We start from the raw sequence: 18176 nt of genomic DNA, 5'->3' as shown, positions 1-18176 counted from the left end.
CCTTTATTTTTGTGCAGCGACTATCCTTTAATTATCAATTGACAAAATTAAGGTAGCCTAATTCCTCAGAGATGGATTTACTGCAAGTTAGCTCTCTGGCTCCTTGGTATAGTTCTCGTCCTGCAGTTTGCGTGTAAATTTTACCAGCTTTGACATTGTCTCAATATAGGCAGGGTCGGTACCACCTTCTTCATTTTCGTTTTTCAATATCGTCTTTACCAGAAGGTCGCCCAACTCGTGTATGATTTTGTGTGTATTTTTTTCCTGCCTGACAACCCTTTCTTTTAGTGCAGAGATATCGTCAACCTGCCCCTTTAGAATGACATTCTGATGCTTCAGGCGATTCTCCTCGTTTATTGTCAGGTCATTAACCCCCGTCAGATAAAATGCGAGTTTATCCTCGTCTGTAGGCTTGTTGTAAGTGCCGACCAGTCCTGTATCATGGCCTAGGAGGGTCTCGACCATGAATGCGTTTTTGGTTGCCTTCGTTAGGGTAGTCGCAAAGTATTTCCTAAAACCGTGATTTGCCATGACTTCTTGGCGCTTGTATTTCTGGCCCTCAGTCGAGCGCGTGCGCAGTCCAGCATCCACTAGTAGACCATGAGTAATCACACCTAGCCCCTGAGCCAGGAGAGGCGTTCCTTTTGCCGCATGGAAGGGGTCTGCCTTGTCGAACTGGTCACGTATCAGTGGCGAGTTTTCCGTTATCTTTTCGCCATACTGCCTCCGATATTCCAGATAGCTGTCAATGGCGGCAGCACATTCCGGCGTACAGAATGTGATATGCTGGTCCTTCTTGCTACCGGGGTAGAGCGTGAATTGGTACAGGTTGTCGATGCGCTTCATGTTCTTTATCCTCACTTCTGCAAGGGCTCCGACGCGCATCCCCGTTGATGACAGTACCAGAATGATAACCCTCTTTCGCTCGTCGCACTTGGTCAGAATCTTGGCAATTTCCTCCCTGGTGTAAGGTCTGTCATCCACCGTCTTCTTGTGCTCCCCCAAGAACTTGGTAACTCTCTTTTTGTTAATTTCGACTTCATTCGCCGAGAGAAAGCTTGTTATCGCTGCAAGGGACAGCTGGCGGGTAAGGTATGAAGTATCACGCTCTTTCATGGAGACTATGTACTGGATGAGGACCGTCTCTATCGACTTGGTATCCATTGCTAAAAGCTTGCCCATGTCCAAGCTGGTGGCTTTCAGGAATTTCTGCAGGTGGTAGGTATACGTCCGCTTGGTATGCTTGCTTTTCAGACTCTCCAAGAAGAGGCTTAGAGGGGTTAGTTCCTGCATACCTATGTTATTAGTGCTCATTTATTTATAATCACATTATCTAAAATAGAAAACGACTTATACTGTCGCCATCAATGCAAAAAGTGGCTTGGCGGCGACTAAAGTTCAGCTCCTGTTGTTCATGATTGCGTGCTTTGTTTCCGGCGGCCTTGCATTTGGGCTTTCTATCTTTTATAGCTCGGAATTTCTCATCTACTCCATACCGGGTCTGGTAATCGGCGCCTTTTTTGCCTTCAAGTACGCCGTGTTTGACAAGAACAAGATGCGGCAAGAAGAGCACAAGCGCCGGCGCAACAGGCACTAGCGCAGTATCAGTATGTAAATCACGAGTGCGGCAAGCCCTGCAAACAGGATAATGGTCGCCTTCCACATGCCCATGCTCGCCTTGTCGCTAATGTCCCACATGCCGCCCTGCACGCTGCTGTTCTGCCGATACTCGCGCTTTAGTTCCTCATAGCTGTAGACTTTGGCAAAGTCTGCCGAGGGCATCCATTCAGCGCGGCTTGGGACCGAGAACGAGTTTTCGTCGTATTTCCTGCGCGACTGCTCGTCCGACAGGACCTCGTACGCCTCGACTATCTTCATGAACTTTTGCTTGGACTCCTCGGAACCCTTGTTCTTGTCGGGGTGGTATTTCAGGGCCAAACTCCTGAATGATTTTTTTATCTCGTCCTGCGACGCCCCGGGCCTGAGGCCAAGCACCTCGTAGTAGTTTGGCACCCGGTACTTTGCCAAGATCTCGTAAATAAACTTGCAACGGCATATATTCCCGGGCCGCGTAATACTGCGGCGCTTGGACAGCACGTTTCTCATCATCTTTTACGTGGCCACGGTCGTCCCCACGCTCCTTCTGGTCAAGGAGACCAAGCCGAGGCTGAAAAACCTCAAAAACGGCCTCCGGTCGCTAGTCTACCTTCCCCTTACAGTAGGCATATTGATGGCGTATGTCGTGTTTGCAGCGGGCTTTTTATCCAACATACCCGTCCTGAACTGGTCATGGCTGGGCTACAACATTGCCCTTGGGCCGTCGGCCGACCAGGGGCTATGGGGCGTGCTCCCGTTCGTCCCGATGCTGATATACATGCTTATCCACGTCAACTATTTTGAAGAGATGTACTTTCGCAAGACCGCGCTTCTCACCGTCGTCTGGGCGTTTTTGCACGTGGCAATGGGAGTCGCGGTGCATGTCGCACTCGCCCTGTTGCCCCTTGGCTTTTTCTACAAGTACCTGTACAAAAAGCGTGGCCTTGACCACGCATACGCGCTGCACTTTGCCACCAACATCATCGTAGTCGCTGTGTCGATAGCGTCGTATTTTGTGCGGTTCTAGCTTTCGCAGCGCGCTTTAAGCGCCCGGTTCATCTCTTCAAAGCCAGCCCGGACGTCATCCATGTCCTTGAAAAACGATGACAGCAGGCCGCCAAAGACCTCGCGGTGGACGAACTTTACCCTTCCATTGCCGACGCTTTCAATGGCAAATATGTGCTCGCCGGACAGAAACCCCGGGACCTTGCCAAACCAGCGCAGCTCCTTTTCTGGCTCAAACTTGGTCACCTTGGGCTCGTATGTGCGCTGTTTCCCTGCAGGCGTCGTCAGGCGGATTTCAAGTTTTGCACCTTCCTTCGGCTCGCCACCGACCTTCCTTATGAACGGGTTCCACTCCTCGTATCTTGTAAAATCGGAAAGCACCTCCCACACGCGCCGGGTGCTTGCGGCAATCTCTATCTCTGTATGGATCTCTTTCAAGCCTGAGCAGAAATTGCATCGTAAGAGGAGGTTATTTACTTTCTCGTGGTAAACTCGATCCTTATCGAGTCCCCGTCTCTGAGCGGTATGTCCAAAAAGCTGCCATTCGTGTGCTGGACGCCGTTGACGTAGACCTTGGTATCGAACTTTGTCAGGTTCTGGCCTATCCAGTTGTATATAAGGTGGCCCAGCGTGAACGCGTACGGCTCTTTGTAGGCGACGTGGATGGTGTTTTCCTGCAGCGTGTGCACCGGAAGCGTGCAATTTTTGGTCATGCCCACGCCCTTTGGAATGAGCGCAGGCGCGCCGTCCTCGGTCGCCGACACGTGCACGGTCAGCTGGTACGGCTCTGCAAGCGGGTCTTTGATGCACTGGTATATCGGGTCTTTGGCATGCAAATAGTCTGTGACTGCCTTTGTCCCAAAGCCGGCTACAATGACGACTCCGGCAAGGAGTGCCATCGACCACACAAGACGCCTCTTTTTTCCCGGCTCCTGACCGCCAACAAAACCCATCAGGGACAGGCGCGTGTCAAAAAGTTAAAAATCTTTGCAGGGCTTGAAAAATGTTTGATTACTGGCTCAGCGCCAGCACGTGGTTCATGCTTTCGACCAGGGGAAGCCCTGCTAGCATCTTGGGGTGCGGGACTGTAGTTGTGTATATGAGCACTCCGGGGACTGCCGCGCAGACGATAATAGTCAGTATAATCAGCCATACGGCTGTCATCTTTTCGACCATTAAGAAAATCACGCCTGTTTGGTTATATAAGTTTTAAAATCATCCGGCCTTTGGAGCCGGCGGTGCGTTTTTCACCTGACTGCGGAGCATCTCGACCTCTTCGCGCAGCTCATCGTTTTCGTCTTCGAGCACCTTCAGCGAGGTTATCGCTTCTGCGTTCTGGGCCTTTAGCGCCTGGAACTCTTGGCGCAGTTTTTCCAAAGCCTGTTTTGCCGCGTCGCTGGGCGCGCTTTTTGGCGCGGTCTGCAGCTTTATGTTTTCCGCCTTTAGCGCCTCGATGGTTTTTGCCGACGCAGAAACCTGCGCCTTGAGCGCGCCGACCTCGTTTGTGTGCGTGCGCAACTGCGACGCAAGGCGCGTGCTTTCATCCATCAGCTTTTGGCGCTCAGCCCCGAACCTTGCAAGTTCCACTTTGAGCTGCGCTACAAGCGCCTCGTTAGCGTTGTTGTTTGACGACTGCAGAGATGCCGCTGACGCAAGCTCGGACAGTATCGCCGGCATAGCGTCAGAGTTGATGTACGCAGATGTGCCGAAATCAAGCGTTATTGCACCCTTTGACTTTAGCAGGCTCTCGACGCTTGGATCAAGCGCAAAAGAGCTGGCGTTGAATGAAAAGAGCTTCAATCCGTCTACCTTTGCATTCTATCTCTAAAAAGACGGCAGCGCAAAATTTGTTGACATTTTGCTACTGGTAGTCGTGCAGCGGCTTGTCCCTGTGGGATGAGATCTTGGCCTCAAGGTCCTTTCTGTGCCTTTGCAGTATGTGCTTGTTTGCGCAAGAGTCGTGCATTATGCCAATGTCGCAAAAGTCGCACGCAGTCACAAACTCTATTTCCCTAAACTCTTTTTTGCAAAGGGCGCAGTTTTCCGTGCCGACATCCCCGTCGGTGAGTGGCTTGAGCCACGAATCCCGCCACAAAAGAGTCACAAATTCTTGAGGTAAGGACGTGTATATATGCGTGGTAAATTTTATTCCGTCGACGGCCTGTCCAAGAGTCCTATTATTCCGTACATGCGTCTGTACGCTGCGTCGAGGTCTGCCTGCTTTTGCAGTATCTTTTTTGTCTTTTTCAGCTTTGCCTCAAGTGCCGGGCCGCCGGCTGACGCAAGTGCGCCTGCCTCCTTTAGGTACTGGCGCATGTACCTCGATGCCTGCGGGTTGTCGCGTATCAGCGCCGCTATGAGCTCCGGCTCGTCGGTCATGACGCTCTGGGCAAGCATGGCCTGGATTGTAAAGGTGGTCCCCCCGACTTTATTCAGGGTCGCCAGGTCCTCGCGCGCAAGGACGCCGGCAAAGGCCACGTTGGCAAAGTACGTCAGGCCAAGCACGGCAGCTATCGCCCTGTCGTGCGTGCGGGCGTCGGACAGCACCTTGACTGCCATGCCTGCAAAAACGCTGTTTATCGCGTCGAGTTCCTTTGCCCTGTCGCGCACCGGGACTGCAAGCATCTTTAGCTGCTTTTTCTCGCTTGCGCCCGGACCGAACATCGGGTGGACACACAGCGCGACGATGTCTTTTCTTGTCTTTTTCAGCGCAGGAAGCGTTCTGGCCTTGACGGACGATATCTCGAAAAGCAAGGCGGCCTGCTTCATCTCCGGGGCGCACCACTTTATTACAGCAGGCGTGTGTTTTACCGGGACGCACACCATTACAAGGTCCGCGTTTTTCACGCAGTCGGCGATGCTTGCGGCATTTCTGACGCCTTTAATCTGAAACGGCTTGACGTCAAATGCTCTGACCTCGCTTTTCTGCCTTGCAAAGTAGCCGCAGAACCATGCGCCCATCTTGCCTGCGGCGCCAATGATTGCTACTTGCATCATTACTGCGCCTTTCCCAGCTCGCCGGCCATTATGGCAAGCCCCTCTGCCATCTCTTCTTCGTTCCTGCACGCAGAAATCCTGACAAAGCGCCTGTACGAGTCGCCAAAGCCGCTTCCCGGGGCAATGGCCACGCCCCTTTCAAGCAGCCTTTCGACCAGCTGCATGTCCTCGTTTTTGTCTGGAAGCTCGGGATATACGTACATGGCGCCGTCAGGCTCGACAAACCGGAGAGACATCTCCTTCATCTTGCCGGACAGAAAGCGCAGCCGCCTTTTCATGAGATCCACGTTTTCTGACGGGTCGGCTCCAAGGGCCGCAAGGGCGGCGTACTGCACCGGCTCGGCGACGCTTGTCACGCCTACTGCCTGCACCTTTGCCATCTTTTTTATAGAGTCGGCGCTTGCGACTGCATAGCCGACCCTGAATCCGGTCATCGCGTACGTCTTTGAGAACGACGACACGATGATGCTCTTTTCGTAGCTGTAAGAATGCACGCTTTCAAACGGCTTGAAGGAGTAGTCAGAATACACCTCGTCGCTCAGCAGGTATAGGTTATGATCCCTTGCCAAGGCGACTATTCTGTCCATCGTCTTTTTGTCAAGGACCTTGCCCGTCGGGTTGTTCGGGTAGTTTAGCGCGATCATCTTCGTCCCGCTCGTTATCAGCGATTCCAGTTCCTTCAGGTCCGGGGTCCATCCGCTTTCAAGCGTGGTTTTCAGTACCTTTGTCCTTGCTCCGATAAAGTCGGCGCATTCCCTGTACGCGGGCCACGCAGGCTCTATCGTTATTATCTCCTCGCCGGGTCTCACAAGCGACGCGATTGCCGCAAAGACGGCAAAGCGCCCTCCCGGTGTGACTATCACCCTTTCTTCGCCCACATTGCTCTTTTTCGCTATCGCCTCTCGCAGCTGCGGTATCCCCCGGGTGTCAGTATAGTGGTATTTCCTTTGCTTGAAAGAGTCGGCAAGCGCGCTTCCTGCCTGTGCGGGAGCAGGGTAGTCGGGCTCGCCCACTTCAAGGTGGATTATGCGCTTGCCGGATGCCTCTAGCTGCTTGGCCTTCTGGAATATGCCAAGATGAGTCTGCCTCGGCGCCTTGTTATTTTGCGGCCGCTTTTGTGCCTGAACAGCCTCGGATTCTGTGAGCAACACGTTGAGCAGGCGCAGCGCAAATTCCATGCTCATGCCCGTTTCCTCCGCCTGCTTTATGACCATGAGGCGGATCTCCTGCTCGACCTTTTCGTCCTTGATGTCTATTCCAAGCCTGCCTTTAATATCGCCGACCTGCTCTGCAAGGGCCATCCTCTCCTGCACCCTCTTTATGATGTCCGAAGTCACGGCGCGGATCTGCCCACGCAGCTCTTCCAGCTCTTTTTCCCCGGATGCCAATGTGCCAGTCAGGCGCTCCCTTTTTTCTTCTTCAAGACCGGAGGAATTAGTCCTGCGCGTATCGCGTGGTCGGCAAGCACCATCGAGACGACGCACTCGACTATCGGTGGCGCCCTTGGCACCACGCACGGGTCGTGCCTGCCGGGGACTGTCAGCCTGGCCTGCGACTTGCTCGACACGTCAAGCGTGTCCTGTGTCTTGGCTATCGACGCGGCCGGCTTGAACGCGACTCTGACTATTAGCGGCATGCCGTTTGACAGGCCGCCTAGGATGCCTCCCGAGTTGTTGGTCCTAGTCACTATCTCGCCATCCTTCAAGTAGTATGCGTCGTTGTTTTCTGAACCGCGTCTCTTTGATCCTTCAAAGCCAGAGCCAAACTCGACTGCCTTGACTGCGGGTATCCCAAAGAGGGCCCTGCTCAGGTCGGCCTCCAGAGACGCGTATATCGGCTCTCCTAGTCCCACAGGCAGGCTCGTAGTCGTGCACTCTACTACGCCGCCAAGCGAGTCGCCGTCCCTTCTTGCCGTCAAAATTGCGTCGCGCATCTTTTCAGCCGCGGTAGGATCTGGGCACCTGACGTCGTTGTCGTAGCGACGGGCAATGTTTTCAGGGGTAATTCTCTTGGCCTTAATACCGCCTATTTCCGACGTATAGGCGACAGTTTCAATGCCGAGCGTTTCTCGCAGCAGTTTCTGCGCCACTGCACCGGCCATCACAAGCGTTGCAGTCAGCCTGCCGGAAAAGCGCCCGCTTCCGCGATAGTCTGCAAAACCTCCGTACTTCACCGTCGCAGGGTAGTCGGCGTGGCCCGGCCTCGGTATGTCCTTTATCGCCTCGTAGGCGCGCGAGTCGGCGTCTTTGTTCCATATCAACATGCATATCGGCGCGCCCGTGGTAAAGCCGTTAAAGACGCCTGAGAGTATCTCGACTCTGTCCTCTTCCTTGCGTTGGGTGGTGACTGCAGACTGGCCGGGCTTGCGCCTGTCAAGCTGGCCCTGTATATCGCCCTCTGAAAGACGGAGCCCTGCGGGGCATCCGTCGACCAGCATCCCTACGCAGCGGCCGTGGCTTTCGCCAAAGCTCATGGCGACAAAGCGCTCGCCGAGAATGTTACCACCACCCATGTTATGGTAATGCTGGCTTGCGCTCGGTATATTGGCTTTTTGGATTATCCGGCGTACGACAGCCTTGCGCCTAGGCCCTTCATGTCCTCTACAAAGTGCGGGTACGAGACGTCCACCGACTCGGCGCCTTCAACCACTGATTTCTCTGTCATCATAGCCGCTATCGTGAATGCCATGAAGAGGCGGTGGTCGTTATAGGCTTCAAGCGACGCGTTTTTCAGCTTTTTGGGCGCGGAAATGGTCAGCCCGTCGTGGAACTCGTCCACACTGGCGCCGAACTTGGCAAGCTCGTGCGCAATGTTTGCGACCCTGTCTGTTTCCTTGACGCGGGCGTGCGCGACTCCAGTTATCTTGACCGGCGACCTTGCCTTGAGCGCAAGTATCGAGACTACGGGCAGAAGGTCCGGCGTGTCTGCGAGGTTGAATTCGCCTCCTTCAAGCGATTCTGCTCCTTGCACTATGACCTCGCCCTTTGGCCTGTCCGCCTTTATCGTGCAGCCCATACGCTCCATTATCTCTACTATCTGCGAGTCGCCCTGCGGCAGGTTAAAGTTGAGCCCCTTTACCTTCAGCTTTTTTCCGACAAGCGCGCCCGCAGAGAGTATGAGCGCCGCGGTGGAAAAGTCGCTTGGTACGTCAAACCTAGCCGGCTTGTATTCTGACTGTTTGATGCGGTATTCCAGCATGTCCTGTTCGCAGTCGATCTTTACTCCGAAATGCTCCATCGTCGCAATAGTCGCACGAACATACGGCTTGGACACTAGGTCGCCCTTTATCTTTAGCGTGATTTCCGAGTCGGCGTAAATGCCGGCGACAAGAAGGCCGGATATGAACTGGCTGGATATGCTGCCGTCGATTATCGTAGTCCCGCCCTTTATGCCTCCGCCCCGGACTATGAGAGGAGGAGTACCGTTGCCCTTTGTAGAATAAGCCTGTACACCAAGCGGGCCAAGGGCGTCAAGTATCGGCTGCATCGGGCGCCTTCTGAGGCTCTCATCGCCTGTGAGGACCACGTGGCCGCTCTTGACTAGGCAGGACATGGCAGTCATTATCCTGATGGTTGTGCCCGAGTTTTCGCAGTTGAGCACGTTTTCAGGCGGCTGAAAATCATGCCTGCCCTGCACCTGTACTATGCCGCGCCTTTCCTGCACCTCTGCCCCAAGTGCCCTGCAGCAGGCAAGCGTGGCAAGCGTGTCTCGGGCAAGCAGCGCGTTTGTTATCGTCGACTGGCCACCGGAGGCAAGCGACGCTATTGCAAGGGCGCGGTGGGTGTAGCTCTTGCTTGAAGGGCACCGGACTGTTCCGTCAACCTTTGAGCGCCGTACCTGAATCTTGACCATTTTATGTTTACAGGACCTCCACGCTTGCCTTCTGGTTATTAACCTTAGACACCAGCACCCTGCCGTTGAATTTTGAAAAAGCGCTCTTTATGTCCTCCACCTTGTCGTCGTACGCCACGGCCGCTATCGATGGCCCGTTTCCAGATACGCCGGCGGCAAGTGCGCCCTGCTCTAGTGCCGCAAGCGCCGGCCTGTAGGTTGTGCCAAGCGCTGCGGAGGCAAGGACGCCGTTGAGCTTCATGGCCTTCCAGTACTCGCCGGCCTCTGCAAGCCGAAACGCGTCCGTAAATAAATCGGAAAGGTCGCTCAGCTTGTGCACTTCTCCCCGCGGCGTATTACGCGGCAAAAATATCACCGCGTGCAGGTTGTCCGGCGCCTCCTCCCTCTTTAGCAGCTTTTTCGCATAGTTGTCTGTCACCACGAACCCGCCAAAGTAGCACGCAGTGGCGTCGTCGTACGCGCCGGTTATTGTGACCTTGGCGTCAAGCGACGCCCTTACAGCCGCGTCGAGGACCGCATAGTCGTCGGCCTTCTCGCCTGCCAGTCTGCTGCACGCAAGGGCGACTGCGTTTGACACCGCGCTGGAGCTTTTCAACCCAAAGCCTATCGGGATCTCTGACCGGAGCTTTACTATCAACTGGTTGCGCTCAAGCGTGCCGGCAGGCAGCGTGTTTTTGATGATGTTGTTGAGCAGCCTATCGTCGTTCTTGCCCGTCAGAAAGCGCAGGCCCTTGCCCTTTGTCATCTCGACCTCTGCCATGACCTTGAGCGAGATGCCAAGCGCCGAGCCGTTGCCGGTCGCTATTGCGTTCACTATGGAAACCGCGCCGTGCATGGTCGCCCTGACTTTTGTCATGTCGGCTCTCCAAATATCCCAAGCAGGTTCTTTTTCATAACGTCCCGGGGCGCCGGCAGGCCGGTCCATATCTCAAACGCCCTTGCACCCTGCTCAAGCAGCATTTCATAGCCATATACTACGTGCGCCTCTGCAAACTTGGCTTGTTCCAGAAGGTCCGTTACCACCGGCCTGTACACGATGTCGTAAACGACGCTTCCCTTTTTAATGTGATCAGAGTCAATTGGGCTAGGTTCGCTGTCAAGCCCGATGGACGTGGCGTTTACTATCAGACCTGCCTCTGGAGAGACCTTGGTTGCATCTTCAAGTGCAATAGTCTCGCACAATAACCCGAGGTCGCCTCCTGTCTTGGCAAGCTCTCCTGCCTTTTTCTGGTCGCGGTTTGCTATCACCACCTTGCCGGTTTTTTCCTCAGCAAGTGCGGCAATTATCGCCCGCGCGGCTCCGCCGGCGCCAAGGAGCAAGACTGTGGTATTAAAGTCGAACTTGCGCCGGCGCAGAGGTTCAATAAAGCCGGCGATGTCGGTGTTGTACCCCTTGAATATGCCCTCTATGTTGTTGACCGTGTTTACCGCCCCTGCCTTTTTTGCGGTGGCGTCCAGCTCGTCAAGGTGCTCCATCACGGCCACCTTGTGTGGTATAGTGACGTTAAACCCGGCGACGTTTATCGCCCCGAGCGACTCTATAGACTCTTTCAGCTCCTGCGCAGGCACGCGGAAAGAGAGATAAGTGCAGTTCAGGTTCAGCGCGGAAAACGCGGCGTTTTGCATACCCGGCGAAAGCGAATGGCTTATCGGATCGCCGATTATGCAGTAGGTCTTTGCCGGTGCTCTTTCCATTCCTATCTCTAGCGACTCCTTATGCTGCTAAACAGCTGCTTCATCTGCGCTATCGTCAACTGACCAGGCGCCACAGCCTTTTCTAAAGCGGCGTACGTGTACGGGGCGCCGTACAGGGCGCAGAGCACCCTTGTCACGACGCCGGCTTCGCCCATTGCAAATATTATCGGGTGCAGGCCGAGAGAGTTTTCATAGAGCGACATCAACCTGACAGAGTCCTCGACGCTTTTTGCAGTCGTGACTACCTTGACGTAGTTGCTGTAGAGGCGCATTTCTGTGATAATGTCGGCAATCTCGTCGTTTGGTGGAGTCTTTTCAAAGTCGTGCCACGAGACAAGCGTCGGGATGCTTGCAAGTTCCAAATAGTCTGCCAGGTTGTCGTTTGCCTGCAAAGTTTCAAGCTCTACGTCGACAAGCATCGGCCTCTTTTCTGCGAGTTTTCGGAGCAGTTTCACGCGCTCTTCCTCCGTGCCGGAAAACCTACCGCCCTGATTCTTTGAGCGCAGCGTAAAAACTGCGCGGTCCTTGTCAATCCCGTCGGCGGCCTGCATCACATGCTCTGGAGCGATAAAATCGAGGCGGGCCTCGATAAAGTCCGCCCCGAGGTCAAACGCATTTTTTGCTTGCGCTGCAAGGTCGCTTGCGTTTTCAGCCGCAAGGGAGGCGCATATTTTGGCCAACGGCATCCATCAGGCGTATGCCCCCTTATTTCTTTAGCTCACGCCCGCGGGAGGATGCCCTTGCTTGCTGTGCTCCATTTTCTTGTGCGATTCTAAAAGCTCTGGTGTCGTGAAAACCTTGCCGCATAGATTGCACCTGTTCTCCGCTTTTTTGGCAGACGAAGATGCGGTAGACATGAACTATACTTGACGCTTCTGGTATTAAAGATTAGCAATACAGGATTTTTTTTACCCTGCTGAAACAACCGAGAAATCTTTTGTAGTGGTTGGAACGATGCTTTCCACCATGGCCGTGTATCTGCCTTCTCCCAGGGTTATCGGCACCTTGCCGTCGGTCCTGGAGCGCTCCTGCTCGTCGCTGTTGTATTTCTGTACGTCGCCGATGTGCCTCTCTTTGTAAAAGTCTGTTGATTCGCACACAGAGCCGACGGCAAACAGGCGGATTTCGCCCATCCTTGACCATACCACGTTTTGCGTCTGGTTGTTGCTGCTGTCCACCTTTATTATGCTCACTGTCGGAAAGCCCCTGTCGCAGCCATAACCTTCGACCGTGACGACAAAATCAACAGGTTCGCCGGCCTTGTATGTCTCTTTGAGGCCGTCAATCGCCACCTTTACAAAAGGCTCTTTTGTCGAGGCGTGGCTCAGGCTAGGGAACAAAACGACTGCCAAGATAGACGCGATTCCCACCGCGACTGCCACAACCAGCAGGCTCCTTGGGAGTAGCAACAGTATGTCCATTACGGCCTGACAGAAAAACCATGCGCAACAGGACAATCCTGCGAGAGGATTTATTATGCCCCTCTGGTTCGGAGATAGTGTAAATGTTAAAGGAAGACCACATTTCCCGCCTGAAGGCGCTCGGCTTTGACGGTGCGGCGATAGAGTCTTTTGAAAAGATGTGGCAGCCGCTCGCTGATGAGAGTTATGACATGTACGCGATGTACACCGGCGCCGACGGTTCTGCACTTGAGGACAAGGCAGGCTGCGTCATTTGCTCGAAAAAGTCTTTTCCGCTCAGATGGGAAAAGGTGATAACGCCAAGCCAGGACAGCGCGGCCATATACACGGTCTGTACCGACTGCGACGCGGCGTACGTTGATGCGGCAATAAGGCAAAAGGCGCTTGGCAGGCTTCTTAAGGAGCGCAACACGCGCCCCAACTAGACGCTGTTGTTGTAGTGGGACGGTATCTTTTTCCAGTTGGCGATGAGTGCTTCGGTGCGTATGTGTATCGGCTCGCTTTCTATGCGCGTTCGTGCAAGCTCGACGTACTCTTTTACCATGTCTATTCCCATGTAGCGTCTGCCAAAGTGGTGCGCCACTTTTGTCGTCTGGCCGCTCCCGTTAAACGGGTCAAGCACGACGTCGCCTTTGTACGAGTAGACCTTCATGAGCCTGTATGGTATCTCCTCGGGGTACGGGCATGGATGGTCGATGTATCCCGGCGGGACAGGGGCAATGTGCCACACCGAGTTTGCTATCTCTTTTGTCCATTCTTCGTGCGTCGCAGGGAGCGCCTCCTTGCGCTTTCTTCCGCTGTTGACGTCTCCCTTTCTCAGGACGAGTATGAACTCGTGCATGACGTTTGCGCGGTAGTATTTCGGGTACGGGTTGAGGACGAACGAACCGTAGCGGTTCGTGCCTCCCGTGACCTTGTGCCAGATTATCTCCTCGTGCAGCTGCCACTTGCCAAACGGCTGTACCAGCCTTGAAAGCAGCATGTGCGGCAGCGGAAGTATCGTGCCGTTTACGACCTCGTTTGCGATGACTATGCAGCAGTAGCCGCCGTCCTTTGTGATGCGGTAGACCTTGTCGCCGAAAATATTTGCCATCTCGTCCAGGTATTCTGCCGTTTCGACGCCGGCGTTTCCACGGTAGTAGCCTCCGCTTCCGGACGCGTGCATCTCGTAGTTGATGGCGTTTCTGTACGGGGGCGATGTTATCGTCAACTGGACGGAATTCTCAGGAAGCCTGTCCAAAACGTCCTTGCAGTTTCCGAGAAATATTTGGTTTGTCAGCTGTTCTTCCTGAGCAAGCATTTAGCGAACAGCAACGCTTGTCTAGTTCGTCCATATCCCGCATACTTTACAGTAATAGACCCGCAACTAAAAACGCGCTATAGCTCCAGCTAACTTTTTGAGCTTTTTGTATTGTTCCGGAGCGAGGATTCACACTTGATATAAGCAACATAGATAACTCGCTAACAAGGGATGGATACCTCCAAGGGAGTATTCATAAACGAGGCAAACAGTGAACTTGCTGGCCACATCAGAAAGGCTCTTGCAAGAGACGGCGTCAGGGACAAGGACATTCACGAATACGATCCGGCCAAAATTCAAAAAGACTCGCTCGTGGCGATGCTGCAGGAAAAGACCGCCACCAGCACCAAGGTGAGCCTGCTCAGGGTGTCTGAAGTGGCAGAAGACGGCAGGCCAAACCTTGTACCCGAGAAGATAATAGAGGGAAAAGCAGGTTAGCTATTACTTTTCGACAATATACTCGTCTACTTCCATGCCAAAGTGTCTGCCGCTTGCGGGCTTGGCGTAGCCCATGACCTCGTCGCCGGGCCTGACCTCTGTCACCGAGACGAGTTTTCCGTCCGGCTTCATCAGGCGTATCGTCTCGGCATTCTGCAGGATGACCGTCCCGGTCTCGCCGTCGATTTCTGCGCGCAAGAGGCGCAGAGGGCGCGTCTCTATCTTTGACCTGCCGACGGTTGCGCGCCTTGACTGGCCGTCCTTGTTGACTATCCACACCTCCGTCCCGGATTCAAGCTCCGAGAGGTAGTGCGTGTTGCCGTCAGGAGTTATCGTGTAGCAGTATACTGCGCCGGCGTTTACCCGAAACGGTCTTGGCGATGTAAAAGACGAGCCGACCGACTCGTTGTGCACGAGCAGCATGAAATTGGACCTGCTCCCGATGAGCATACCCTCGCCCATCCCCATCATCGAGGCAGTGTCGACGCAGACGCGTTCACCAGTGCCTACATCCTTTACCTCGGTTATCCTTGCAGTTTTTATCGGGAACCGGACGGTCGAGAGCTGCTGGCCTGCCTTTTCCACTTCTTCCTCGCTGTCCGTCGAGAGTATGACGCCGTCGACTCCAAGTTCCAGCACAGAGAACATGGTCTTGACCTCCTTTGACGACGATGCGGTGGTGTAGACCTTGGTACTGGACTTGTGCAGTTTTGCGATAATGTTCTCTAGCGGGATAATCTTCCAGTCGCTTGCGTCTACGACTACGAACGAGGCTCCTGCCTGCGACGCGCGCTCTATCTCGTCGACGTCGGCGTTGCTCAGCACCTTCTTGTAGTAGCCAAAGGTCTTGCCCGCAGCCTTGGCCGCCTTCATCTGGTCAAACGTTTTGCATATCACCAAATTGGCGTCGTTTGACTCGAATATCGTCTGGAATTTCGTGCCGGCCACGAGTTTTGGGTCGACGTTTAGCATGTTGACGTTCTTTATCTTGGACAGGAATTTCTCAAGGCCCGATTTTGCGACCGTCGGCCTGACGATAAGCTCCTTGCTCTTTGCCGCTTCAACCAAGTTGCTTTGCAGCCTCTTTTGCACCCTTGCCCTCAAATATCACTTTGTGCAGGGCTTGCACCATCGCAGGCGGGTTCTTGTGCTGGAAGATGTTCCTGCCAAAGGTCACACCCTTTGCACCTGCCTTCATAGCGCCGGCGCACATCTCTAGTATCTCAAGGTCTGTTGTAGCCTTTGGACCGCCGGCTATTACAAGCGGAACAGGCACGCTCTTTACCACCTTTTTGAATGAATCAACGTCGCCGGTGTAAACTGCCTTGACAATGTCGGCACCCGCCTCTGCCCCGACCCTTGCGGCGTGCGCCACTATTTCCGGGTCGTGGGGGTTCTTTATCCCCTCGCCGCGGGGATACATCATTGCAACGAGCGGGACGCTCCACTCGTCGCACTTGTCTGCAATCATGCCAAGCTTTTGTAGCATCTCAGGCTCCTCCTTGGCACCGATGTTGATGTGGAGCGACACTGCGTCGGCTCCGAGCCTCAACGCCTCTTCAACGCTTCCCATGAGCATCTTGCGGTTTGGCGCCGGGCCAAGCGACGTGCTCCCCGAGAAATGAACTATGAGACCTATGCGTGTCGGCCTCGGCATGGTCTTGATGATGCCCTTGTTAACAAGCACGCAGGTGAGGCCGGCGCCTTCGCACTGGTAGATCATGCCATGCGCGTCCTCAAGTCCCCTTATCGGCCCGTTGCTTATCCCGTGATCCATTGGGATGCACAGCATCTTGCCGTCTTTTAGTATCCTGCCAAGCCTTACGTCCCTGCCAAACACCATATCTCTAGGTAGGGATTGAATCTTTACGTCCTACTTATAAAACATCTTTTTGTCCTGGCGGCGATTCAGGATGCAGAAGATTGGCCTCTAGAATAATCATTCCGGAACGTACACCATAAGTCGTTTATAGTCGATGTATGTCTCTTATCGGAGGGAAGGGGAAGAGTAGAATCTTTTGGTGCGAGATCTGCGCGAGATAAAGAATAATAATGATTCTTACAACGCCGAACTGAACCCTTATTTTCATTTCGACCCGCAATCCAAGCAGATAAAAGATTCAGTTTTCAACTGCAGGGGCATAATAATCAACGAAAAGTTCTGGAACAGAATCAGAGATGAGCTGATGGACCTGACAAAGGAGGCGGGCCCTGTCATCCTGTACCAGCTCGGGCTCAGTTACGGGGTCGATGTCGGCATAAAGGGAAAAGAGGCAGTAAAGGACTCGGCGGCCGCAATCAGCTTTTTAGAATATTACGGCCTGCTGGCCGGCTGGGGGCGCTTTGAGACGTCAAAGCTGCGGTTAGTCCAAGGGCAGCTGGGCGAGCCGGCGGTAGTGAGGATATTTGATAATTTCTTTGCGCACACTTCTCATAACAATTCGGGAAACCCAAGCTGCTTTTTCGTTTCGGGCTTGCTGGCAGGAATCACTGACGGGTTGTTTGGCGGCCACCACAACTGCCTTGAAGAAGAGTGCATCTCCGCAGGCGCGGAATGCTGTAAGTTCATAGTCGCAAGAACTTCGTCCTCGTACTAGCAGCAGAGCCGTCCGAAAAGAAATCATGAGCAGGTTTTTTAGAATGAATGACGGCAAGACTTTCAATGAGCTACGAGCCGGACGACGATAATGGTGGCGGCATGTTCGCCAGGACTTCTGGCAAGAGGCTGGCCATCCTGTTCGGACTGGTGTTCTTTGGCGCGTTCATGCTCATACAGATGGTGCAGGGCTTTCCCCTCCGCGACGTCCTGATAAGGGAGAAAATAACAGAGGAGGGGGCCATTGCCATAAAGCAGGACGGCGTATGCGTCATCGACACGCCCGACCACCCACGAGAGATCAAAGACTGTCCGTACAACGTGGGCGACCGCGTGATTATCACCTATAGCAAGAACAGCGCGGCGATAGACTCGCACAGACTGGCTAGCTAACTAACTAGCTCGCAGAACGCCTTTAGGTTCTTGGCGTCGTCCCTTTTTTCGTCAATCGGAGTCTCCATTATTATCGGCAGCTGCGTAATTGCCTTGTGGCCAAGAAAGGCCGCCATGCCTTCCCTGCCGATGCTTCCAAGGCCGATGTGCTCGTGCCTGTCCAGGTTTGAGCCAAGGGCGCCTTTAGAGTCGTTCAGGTGCACCACTTTGAGTTCTTTAAGTCCCACTGCCTTGTCAAAAGCGCCCAGCGTCTTTTCGACATCCTTCTCTGTGCGCAGGTCATAGCCTGACGCAAACGCGTGGCAGGTGTCGAGGCAAATTCCGATCCCGCTGCCCCCCAGCCTGTCGAGGATGGCGCGCAGCTCCTCAAACGTCGCGCCGATGCTGTTTTTCTGGCCCGCGTTGTTCTCCAAGAGAACGGTCACGCCCTCGCCTTTTTTCTTTGCTGCCCTGTCGCGAGCAGTGTTCACGGCGTTTACCAGCTGGTCTACGCCGGCCTCTGGACCCTTGCCAAGGTGGCTTCCAAGGTGTATGACAAGGTACGGGATGCCAAGCTCGCCTGCGCGCTGGATCTCGCCGGCAAGCGTGTCGACGGATTTTGTGTACATCTCGCCGGCAGGTCCTGACAGGTTGGGCAGGTAGGGCATGTGAACTACCGTTGATGTTCTGTCGATGCCGCTTGCCACCATCTTGCTCTTGAACGCGGCCACGTCGTCAGATGCAAGCGGCTTTGCCACCCACCCGCGAGGGTTTCTGCTGAATATCTGAAACGCGCTGCAGCCAATGCCCTTGGCGTTGTCCACGGAGTTTGAAATACCTCCTGCGATAGAGACGTGAAAGCCCACCTTGTAGCCGGCGTTCATGTGCATATACGCCCGCTAGT

General features: G+C 54.2%; 25 protein-coding genes and 1 pseudogene. 6 read left to right on the top strand and 20 right to left on the bottom strand.

Translation table 11 applies throughout. From position 1 onward, the window contains the following. Window positions 1–87: 87 nt before the first annotated feature. Entirely contained in the window at window positions 88–1314 is a 1227-nt protein-coding gene (locus ACYOR7_RS04965) for a tyrosine-type recombinase/integrase (protein ID WP_479913286.1), read from the bottom strand. Window positions 1315–1381: 67 nt separating this feature from the next. On the opposite strand from ACYOR7_RS04965, the gene ACYOR7_RS04960 reads away from it, so the two are divergent. Next, window positions 1382–1597, top strand: coding sequence for a hypothetical protein (locus ACYOR7_RS04960; protein WP_294804390.1), 216 nt, complete (start codon window positions 1382–1384; stop codon window positions 1595–1597). A gap of 218 nt (window positions 1598–1815) precedes the next feature. Here the strand turns inward: ACYOR7_RS04960 and ACYOR7_RS04955 are convergent. Beyond that, window positions 1816–2013 (bottom strand): annotated as a pseudogene (locus ACYOR7_RS04955) (J domain-containing protein); the annotation flags it as partial. Window positions 2014–2086: 73 nt separating this feature from the next. On the opposite strand from ACYOR7_RS04955, the gene ACYOR7_RS04950 reads away from it, so the two are divergent. Then, window positions 2087–2623, top strand: coding sequence for a hypothetical protein (locus ACYOR7_RS04950; protein ID WP_294804386.1), 537 nt, complete (start codon window positions 2087–2089; stop codon window positions 2621–2623). Here the strand turns inward: ACYOR7_RS04950 and ACYOR7_RS04945 are convergent. From ACYOR7_RS04945 to ACYOR7_RS04880, 14 genes are all read right to left on the bottom strand, one after another. Beyond that, on the bottom strand, window positions 2620–3039 hold the full coding sequence (locus ACYOR7_RS04945) for an SRPBCC family protein (RefSeq protein ID WP_479913285.1): 420 nt from the start codon (window positions 3037–3039) through the stop codon (window positions 2620–2622). The genes ACYOR7_RS04950 and ACYOR7_RS04945 overlap by 4 nt on opposite strands. A gap of 35 nt (window positions 3040–3074) precedes the next feature. Next, window positions 3075–3554, bottom strand: a complete 480-nt coding sequence (locus ACYOR7_RS04940; protein WP_479913284.1) for a hypothetical protein — start codon at window positions 3552–3554, stop codon at window positions 3075–3077. Between the two features lie 58 nt (window positions 3555–3612). Further along, the gene (locus tag ACYOR7_RS04935) at window positions 3613–3777 is read right to left on the bottom strand and encodes a hypothetical protein (protein ID WP_294804380.1); all 165 of its coding nucleotides are present in this window, start codon (window positions 3775–3777) and stop codon (window positions 3613–3615) included. Window positions 3778–3816: 39 nt separating this feature from the next. Beyond that, window positions 3817–4401, bottom strand: a complete 585-nt coding sequence (locus ACYOR7_RS04930) for a hypothetical protein (RefSeq protein WP_479913283.1) — start codon at window positions 4399–4401, stop codon at window positions 3817–3819. 61 nt (window positions 4402–4462) lie between these two features. Beyond that, window positions 4463–4705, bottom strand: coding sequence for a hypothetical protein (locus ACYOR7_RS04925; protein WP_294804377.1), 243 nt, complete (start codon window positions 4703–4705; stop codon window positions 4463–4465). Between the two features lie 41 nt (window positions 4706–4746). Continuing rightward, a complete protein-coding gene (locus ACYOR7_RS04920; protein ID WP_479913282.1) occupies window positions 4747–5598 on the bottom strand; it encodes a prephenate dehydrogenase/arogenate dehydrogenase family protein in 852 nt (283 codons plus the stop codon). Next, complete coding sequence (locus ACYOR7_RS04915; RefSeq protein ID WP_479913281.1) at window positions 5598–6986, bottom strand: aminotransferase class I/II-fold pyridoxal phosphate-dependent enzyme; 1389 nt, start codon at window positions 6984–6986, stop codon at window positions 5598–5600. Before ACYOR7_RS04915 ends, ACYOR7_RS04920 begins: the two co-directional genes overlap by 1 nt. Before the next feature lie 8 nt (window positions 6987–6994). Further along, window positions 6995–8110, bottom strand: coding sequence for a chorismate synthase (aroC, locus tag ACYOR7_RS04910; protein WP_479913280.1), 1116 nt, complete (start codon window positions 8108–8110; stop codon window positions 6995–6997). Window positions 8111–8154: 44 nt separating this feature from the next. Further along, the gene (aroA, locus tag ACYOR7_RS04905; protein WP_479913279.1) at window positions 8155–9450 is read right to left on the bottom strand and encodes a 3-phosphoshikimate 1-carboxyvinyltransferase; all 1296 of its coding nucleotides are present in this window, start codon (window positions 9448–9450) and stop codon (window positions 8155–8157) included. 7 nt (window positions 9451–9457) lie between these two features. Then, the gene (locus tag ACYOR7_RS04900; protein WP_479913278.1) at window positions 9458–10306 is read right to left on the bottom strand and encodes a shikimate kinase; all 849 of its coding nucleotides are present in this window, start codon (window positions 10304–10306) and stop codon (window positions 9458–9460) included. After that, complete coding sequence (aroE, locus tag ACYOR7_RS04895) at window positions 10303–11145, bottom strand: shikimate dehydrogenase (RefSeq protein ID WP_479913277.1); 843 nt, start codon at window positions 11143–11145, stop codon at window positions 10303–10305. Before aroE ends, ACYOR7_RS04900 begins: the two co-directional genes overlap by 4 nt. 8 nt (window positions 11146–11153) lie before the next feature. Further along, on the bottom strand, window positions 11154–11825 hold the full coding sequence (aroD, locus tag ACYOR7_RS04890) for a type I 3-dehydroquinate dehydratase (protein ID WP_479913276.1): 672 nt from the start codon (window positions 11823–11825) through the stop codon (window positions 11154–11156). A 33-nt stretch (window positions 11826–11858) separates the two neighbouring features. Next, the gene (locus ACYOR7_RS04885; RefSeq protein WP_294804361.1) at window positions 11859–12002 is read right to left on the bottom strand and encodes a C2H2-type zinc finger protein; all 144 of its coding nucleotides are present in this window, start codon (window positions 12000–12002) and stop codon (window positions 11859–11861) included. A gap of 51 nt (window positions 12003–12053) precedes the next feature. Continuing rightward, the gene (locus tag ACYOR7_RS04880; protein ID WP_479913275.1) at window positions 12054–12554 is read right to left on the bottom strand and encodes a hypothetical protein; all 501 of its coding nucleotides are present in this window, start codon (window positions 12552–12554) and stop codon (window positions 12054–12056) included. A 95-nt stretch (window positions 12555–12649) separates the two neighbouring features. Here ACYOR7_RS04880 and ACYOR7_RS04875 point away from each other — a divergent pair, with 95 nt between their 5' ends. Further along, the gene (locus ACYOR7_RS04875) at window positions 12650–12991 is read left to right on the top strand and encodes a hypothetical protein (RefSeq protein WP_294804357.1); all 342 of its coding nucleotides are present in this window, start codon (window positions 12650–12652) and stop codon (window positions 12989–12991) included. Here ACYOR7_RS04875 and ACYOR7_RS04870 read toward each other — a convergent pair. After that, window positions 12988–13866, bottom strand: coding sequence for a DNA-methyltransferase (locus ACYOR7_RS04870; RefSeq protein ID WP_294804355.1), 879 nt, complete (start codon window positions 13864–13866; stop codon window positions 12988–12990). The two genes, ACYOR7_RS04875 and ACYOR7_RS04870, sit on opposite strands and share 4 nt — an antisense overlap. Window positions 13867–14037: 171 nt before the next feature. Between ACYOR7_RS04870 and ACYOR7_RS04865 the strand changes: the two genes are divergently transcribed. Beyond that, window positions 14038–14304 (top strand): hypothetical protein, encoded by a 267-nt coding sequence (locus tag ACYOR7_RS04865; protein WP_294804353.1) that lies wholly within the window; start codon window positions 14038–14040, stop codon window positions 14302–14304. Between the two features lie 3 nt (window positions 14305–14307). Here the strand turns inward: ACYOR7_RS04865 and ACYOR7_RS04860 are convergent, their stop codons facing one another. Together ACYOR7_RS04860 and ACYOR7_RS04855 are read right to left on the bottom strand one after the other, a co-directional pair. Then, window positions 14308–15372, bottom strand: coding sequence for a 3-dehydroquinate synthase II domain-containing protein (locus ACYOR7_RS04860; RefSeq protein ID WP_294804352.1), 1065 nt, complete (start codon window positions 15370–15372; stop codon window positions 14308–14310). Further along, the gene (locus tag ACYOR7_RS04855; RefSeq protein WP_479913274.1) at window positions 15365–16147 is read right to left on the bottom strand and encodes a 2-amino-3,7-dideoxy-D-threo-hept-6-ulosonate synthase; all 783 of its coding nucleotides are present in this window, start codon (window positions 16145–16147) and stop codon (window positions 15365–15367) included. Before ACYOR7_RS04855 ends, ACYOR7_RS04860 begins: the two co-directional genes overlap by 8 nt. A gap of 178 nt (window positions 16148–16325) precedes the next feature. Between ACYOR7_RS04855 and ACYOR7_RS04850 the strand changes: the two genes are divergently transcribed. After that, window positions 16326–16901 carry a V4R domain-containing protein gene (locus ACYOR7_RS04850; protein ID WP_479914449.1) on the top strand — a complete coding sequence of 192 codons (576 nt, stop codon included), beginning with the start codon at window positions 16326–16328 and terminating at the stop codon, window positions 16899–16901. Window positions 16902–16966: 65 nt separating this feature from the next. Further along, the gene (locus ACYOR7_RS04845; protein ID WP_479913273.1) at window positions 16967–17293 is read left to right on the top strand and encodes a hypothetical protein; all 327 of its coding nucleotides are present in this window, start codon (window positions 16967–16969) and stop codon (window positions 17291–17293) included. On the opposite strand, the gene ACYOR7_RS04840 is transcribed toward ACYOR7_RS04845, so the two are convergent. Next, a complete protein-coding gene (locus tag ACYOR7_RS04840; RefSeq protein WP_479913272.1) occupies window positions 17290–18156 on the bottom strand; it encodes a deoxyribonuclease IV in 867 nt (288 codons plus the stop codon). The two genes, ACYOR7_RS04845 and ACYOR7_RS04840, sit on opposite strands and share 4 nt — an antisense overlap. Between the last annotated feature and the right edge of the window lie 20 nt (window positions 18157–18176).

The sequence above is a fragment of the Candidatus Nitrososphaera sp. 86-2 genome (assembly GCF_056726185.1).
The sequence above is the reverse complement of the archived record's forward strand: the minus strand, read 5'-3'. Positions and strand labels throughout refer to the sequence as shown.

Coding starts and splice junctions, on each gene's coding strand:
- ACYOR7_RS04965 (WP_479913286.1), bottom strand. CDS start 1,314: ATGAGCACTAATAACATAGGTATGCAGGAACTAACCCCTCTAAGCCTC.
- ACYOR7_RS04940 (WP_479913284.1), bottom strand. CDS start 3,554: ATGGGTTTTGTTGGCGGTCAGGAGCCGGGAAAAAAGAGGCGTCTTGTG.
- ACYOR7_RS04935 (WP_294804380.1), bottom strand. CDS start 3,777: ATGGTCGAAAAGATGACAGCCGTATGGCTGATTATACTGACTATTATC.
- ACYOR7_RS04920 (WP_479913282.1), bottom strand. CDS start 5,598: ATGATGCAAGTAGCAATCATTGGCGCCGCAGGCAAGATGGGCGCATGG.
- aroC (WP_479913280.1), bottom strand. CDS start 8,110: ATGGGTGGTGGTAACATTCTCGGCGAGCGCTTTGTCGCCATGAGCTTT.
- aroA (WP_479913279.1), bottom strand. CDS start 9,450: ATGGTCAAGATTCAGGTACGGCGCTCAAAGGTTGACGGAACAGTCCGG.
- ACYOR7_RS04900 (WP_479913278.1), bottom strand. CDS start 10,306: ATGACAAAAGTCAGGGCGACCATGCACGGCGCGGTTTCCATAGTGAAC.
- aroE (WP_479913277.1), bottom strand. CDS start 11,145: ATGGAAAGAGCACCGGCAAAGACCTACTGCATAATCGGCGATCCGATA.
- ACYOR7_RS04885 (WP_294804361.1), bottom strand. CDS start 12,002: ATGTCTACCGCATCTTCGTCTGCCAAAAAAGCGGAGAACAGGTGCAAT.
- ACYOR7_RS04875 (WP_294804357.1), top strand. CDS start 12,650: ATGTTAAAGGAAGACCACATTTCCCGCCTGAAGGCGCTCGGCTTTGAC.
- ACYOR7_RS04870 (WP_294804355.1), bottom strand. CDS start 13,866: ATGCTTGCTCAGGAAGAACAGCTGACAAACCAAATATTTCTCGGAAAC.
- ACYOR7_RS04865 (WP_294804353.1), top strand. CDS start 14,038: ATGGATACCTCCAAGGGAGTATTCATAAACGAGGCAAACAGTGAACTT.
- ACYOR7_RS04855 (WP_479913274.1), bottom strand. CDS start 16,147: ATGGTGTTTGGCAGGGACGTAAGGCTTGGCAGGATACTAAAAGACGGC.
- ACYOR7_RS04845 (WP_479913273.1), top strand. CDS start 16,967: ATGAGCTACGAGCCGGACGACGATAATGGTGGCGGCATGTTCGCCAGG.
- ACYOR7_RS04840 (WP_479913272.1), bottom strand. CDS start 18,156: ATGAACGCCGGCTACAAGGTGGGCTTTCACGTCTCTATCGCAGGAGGT.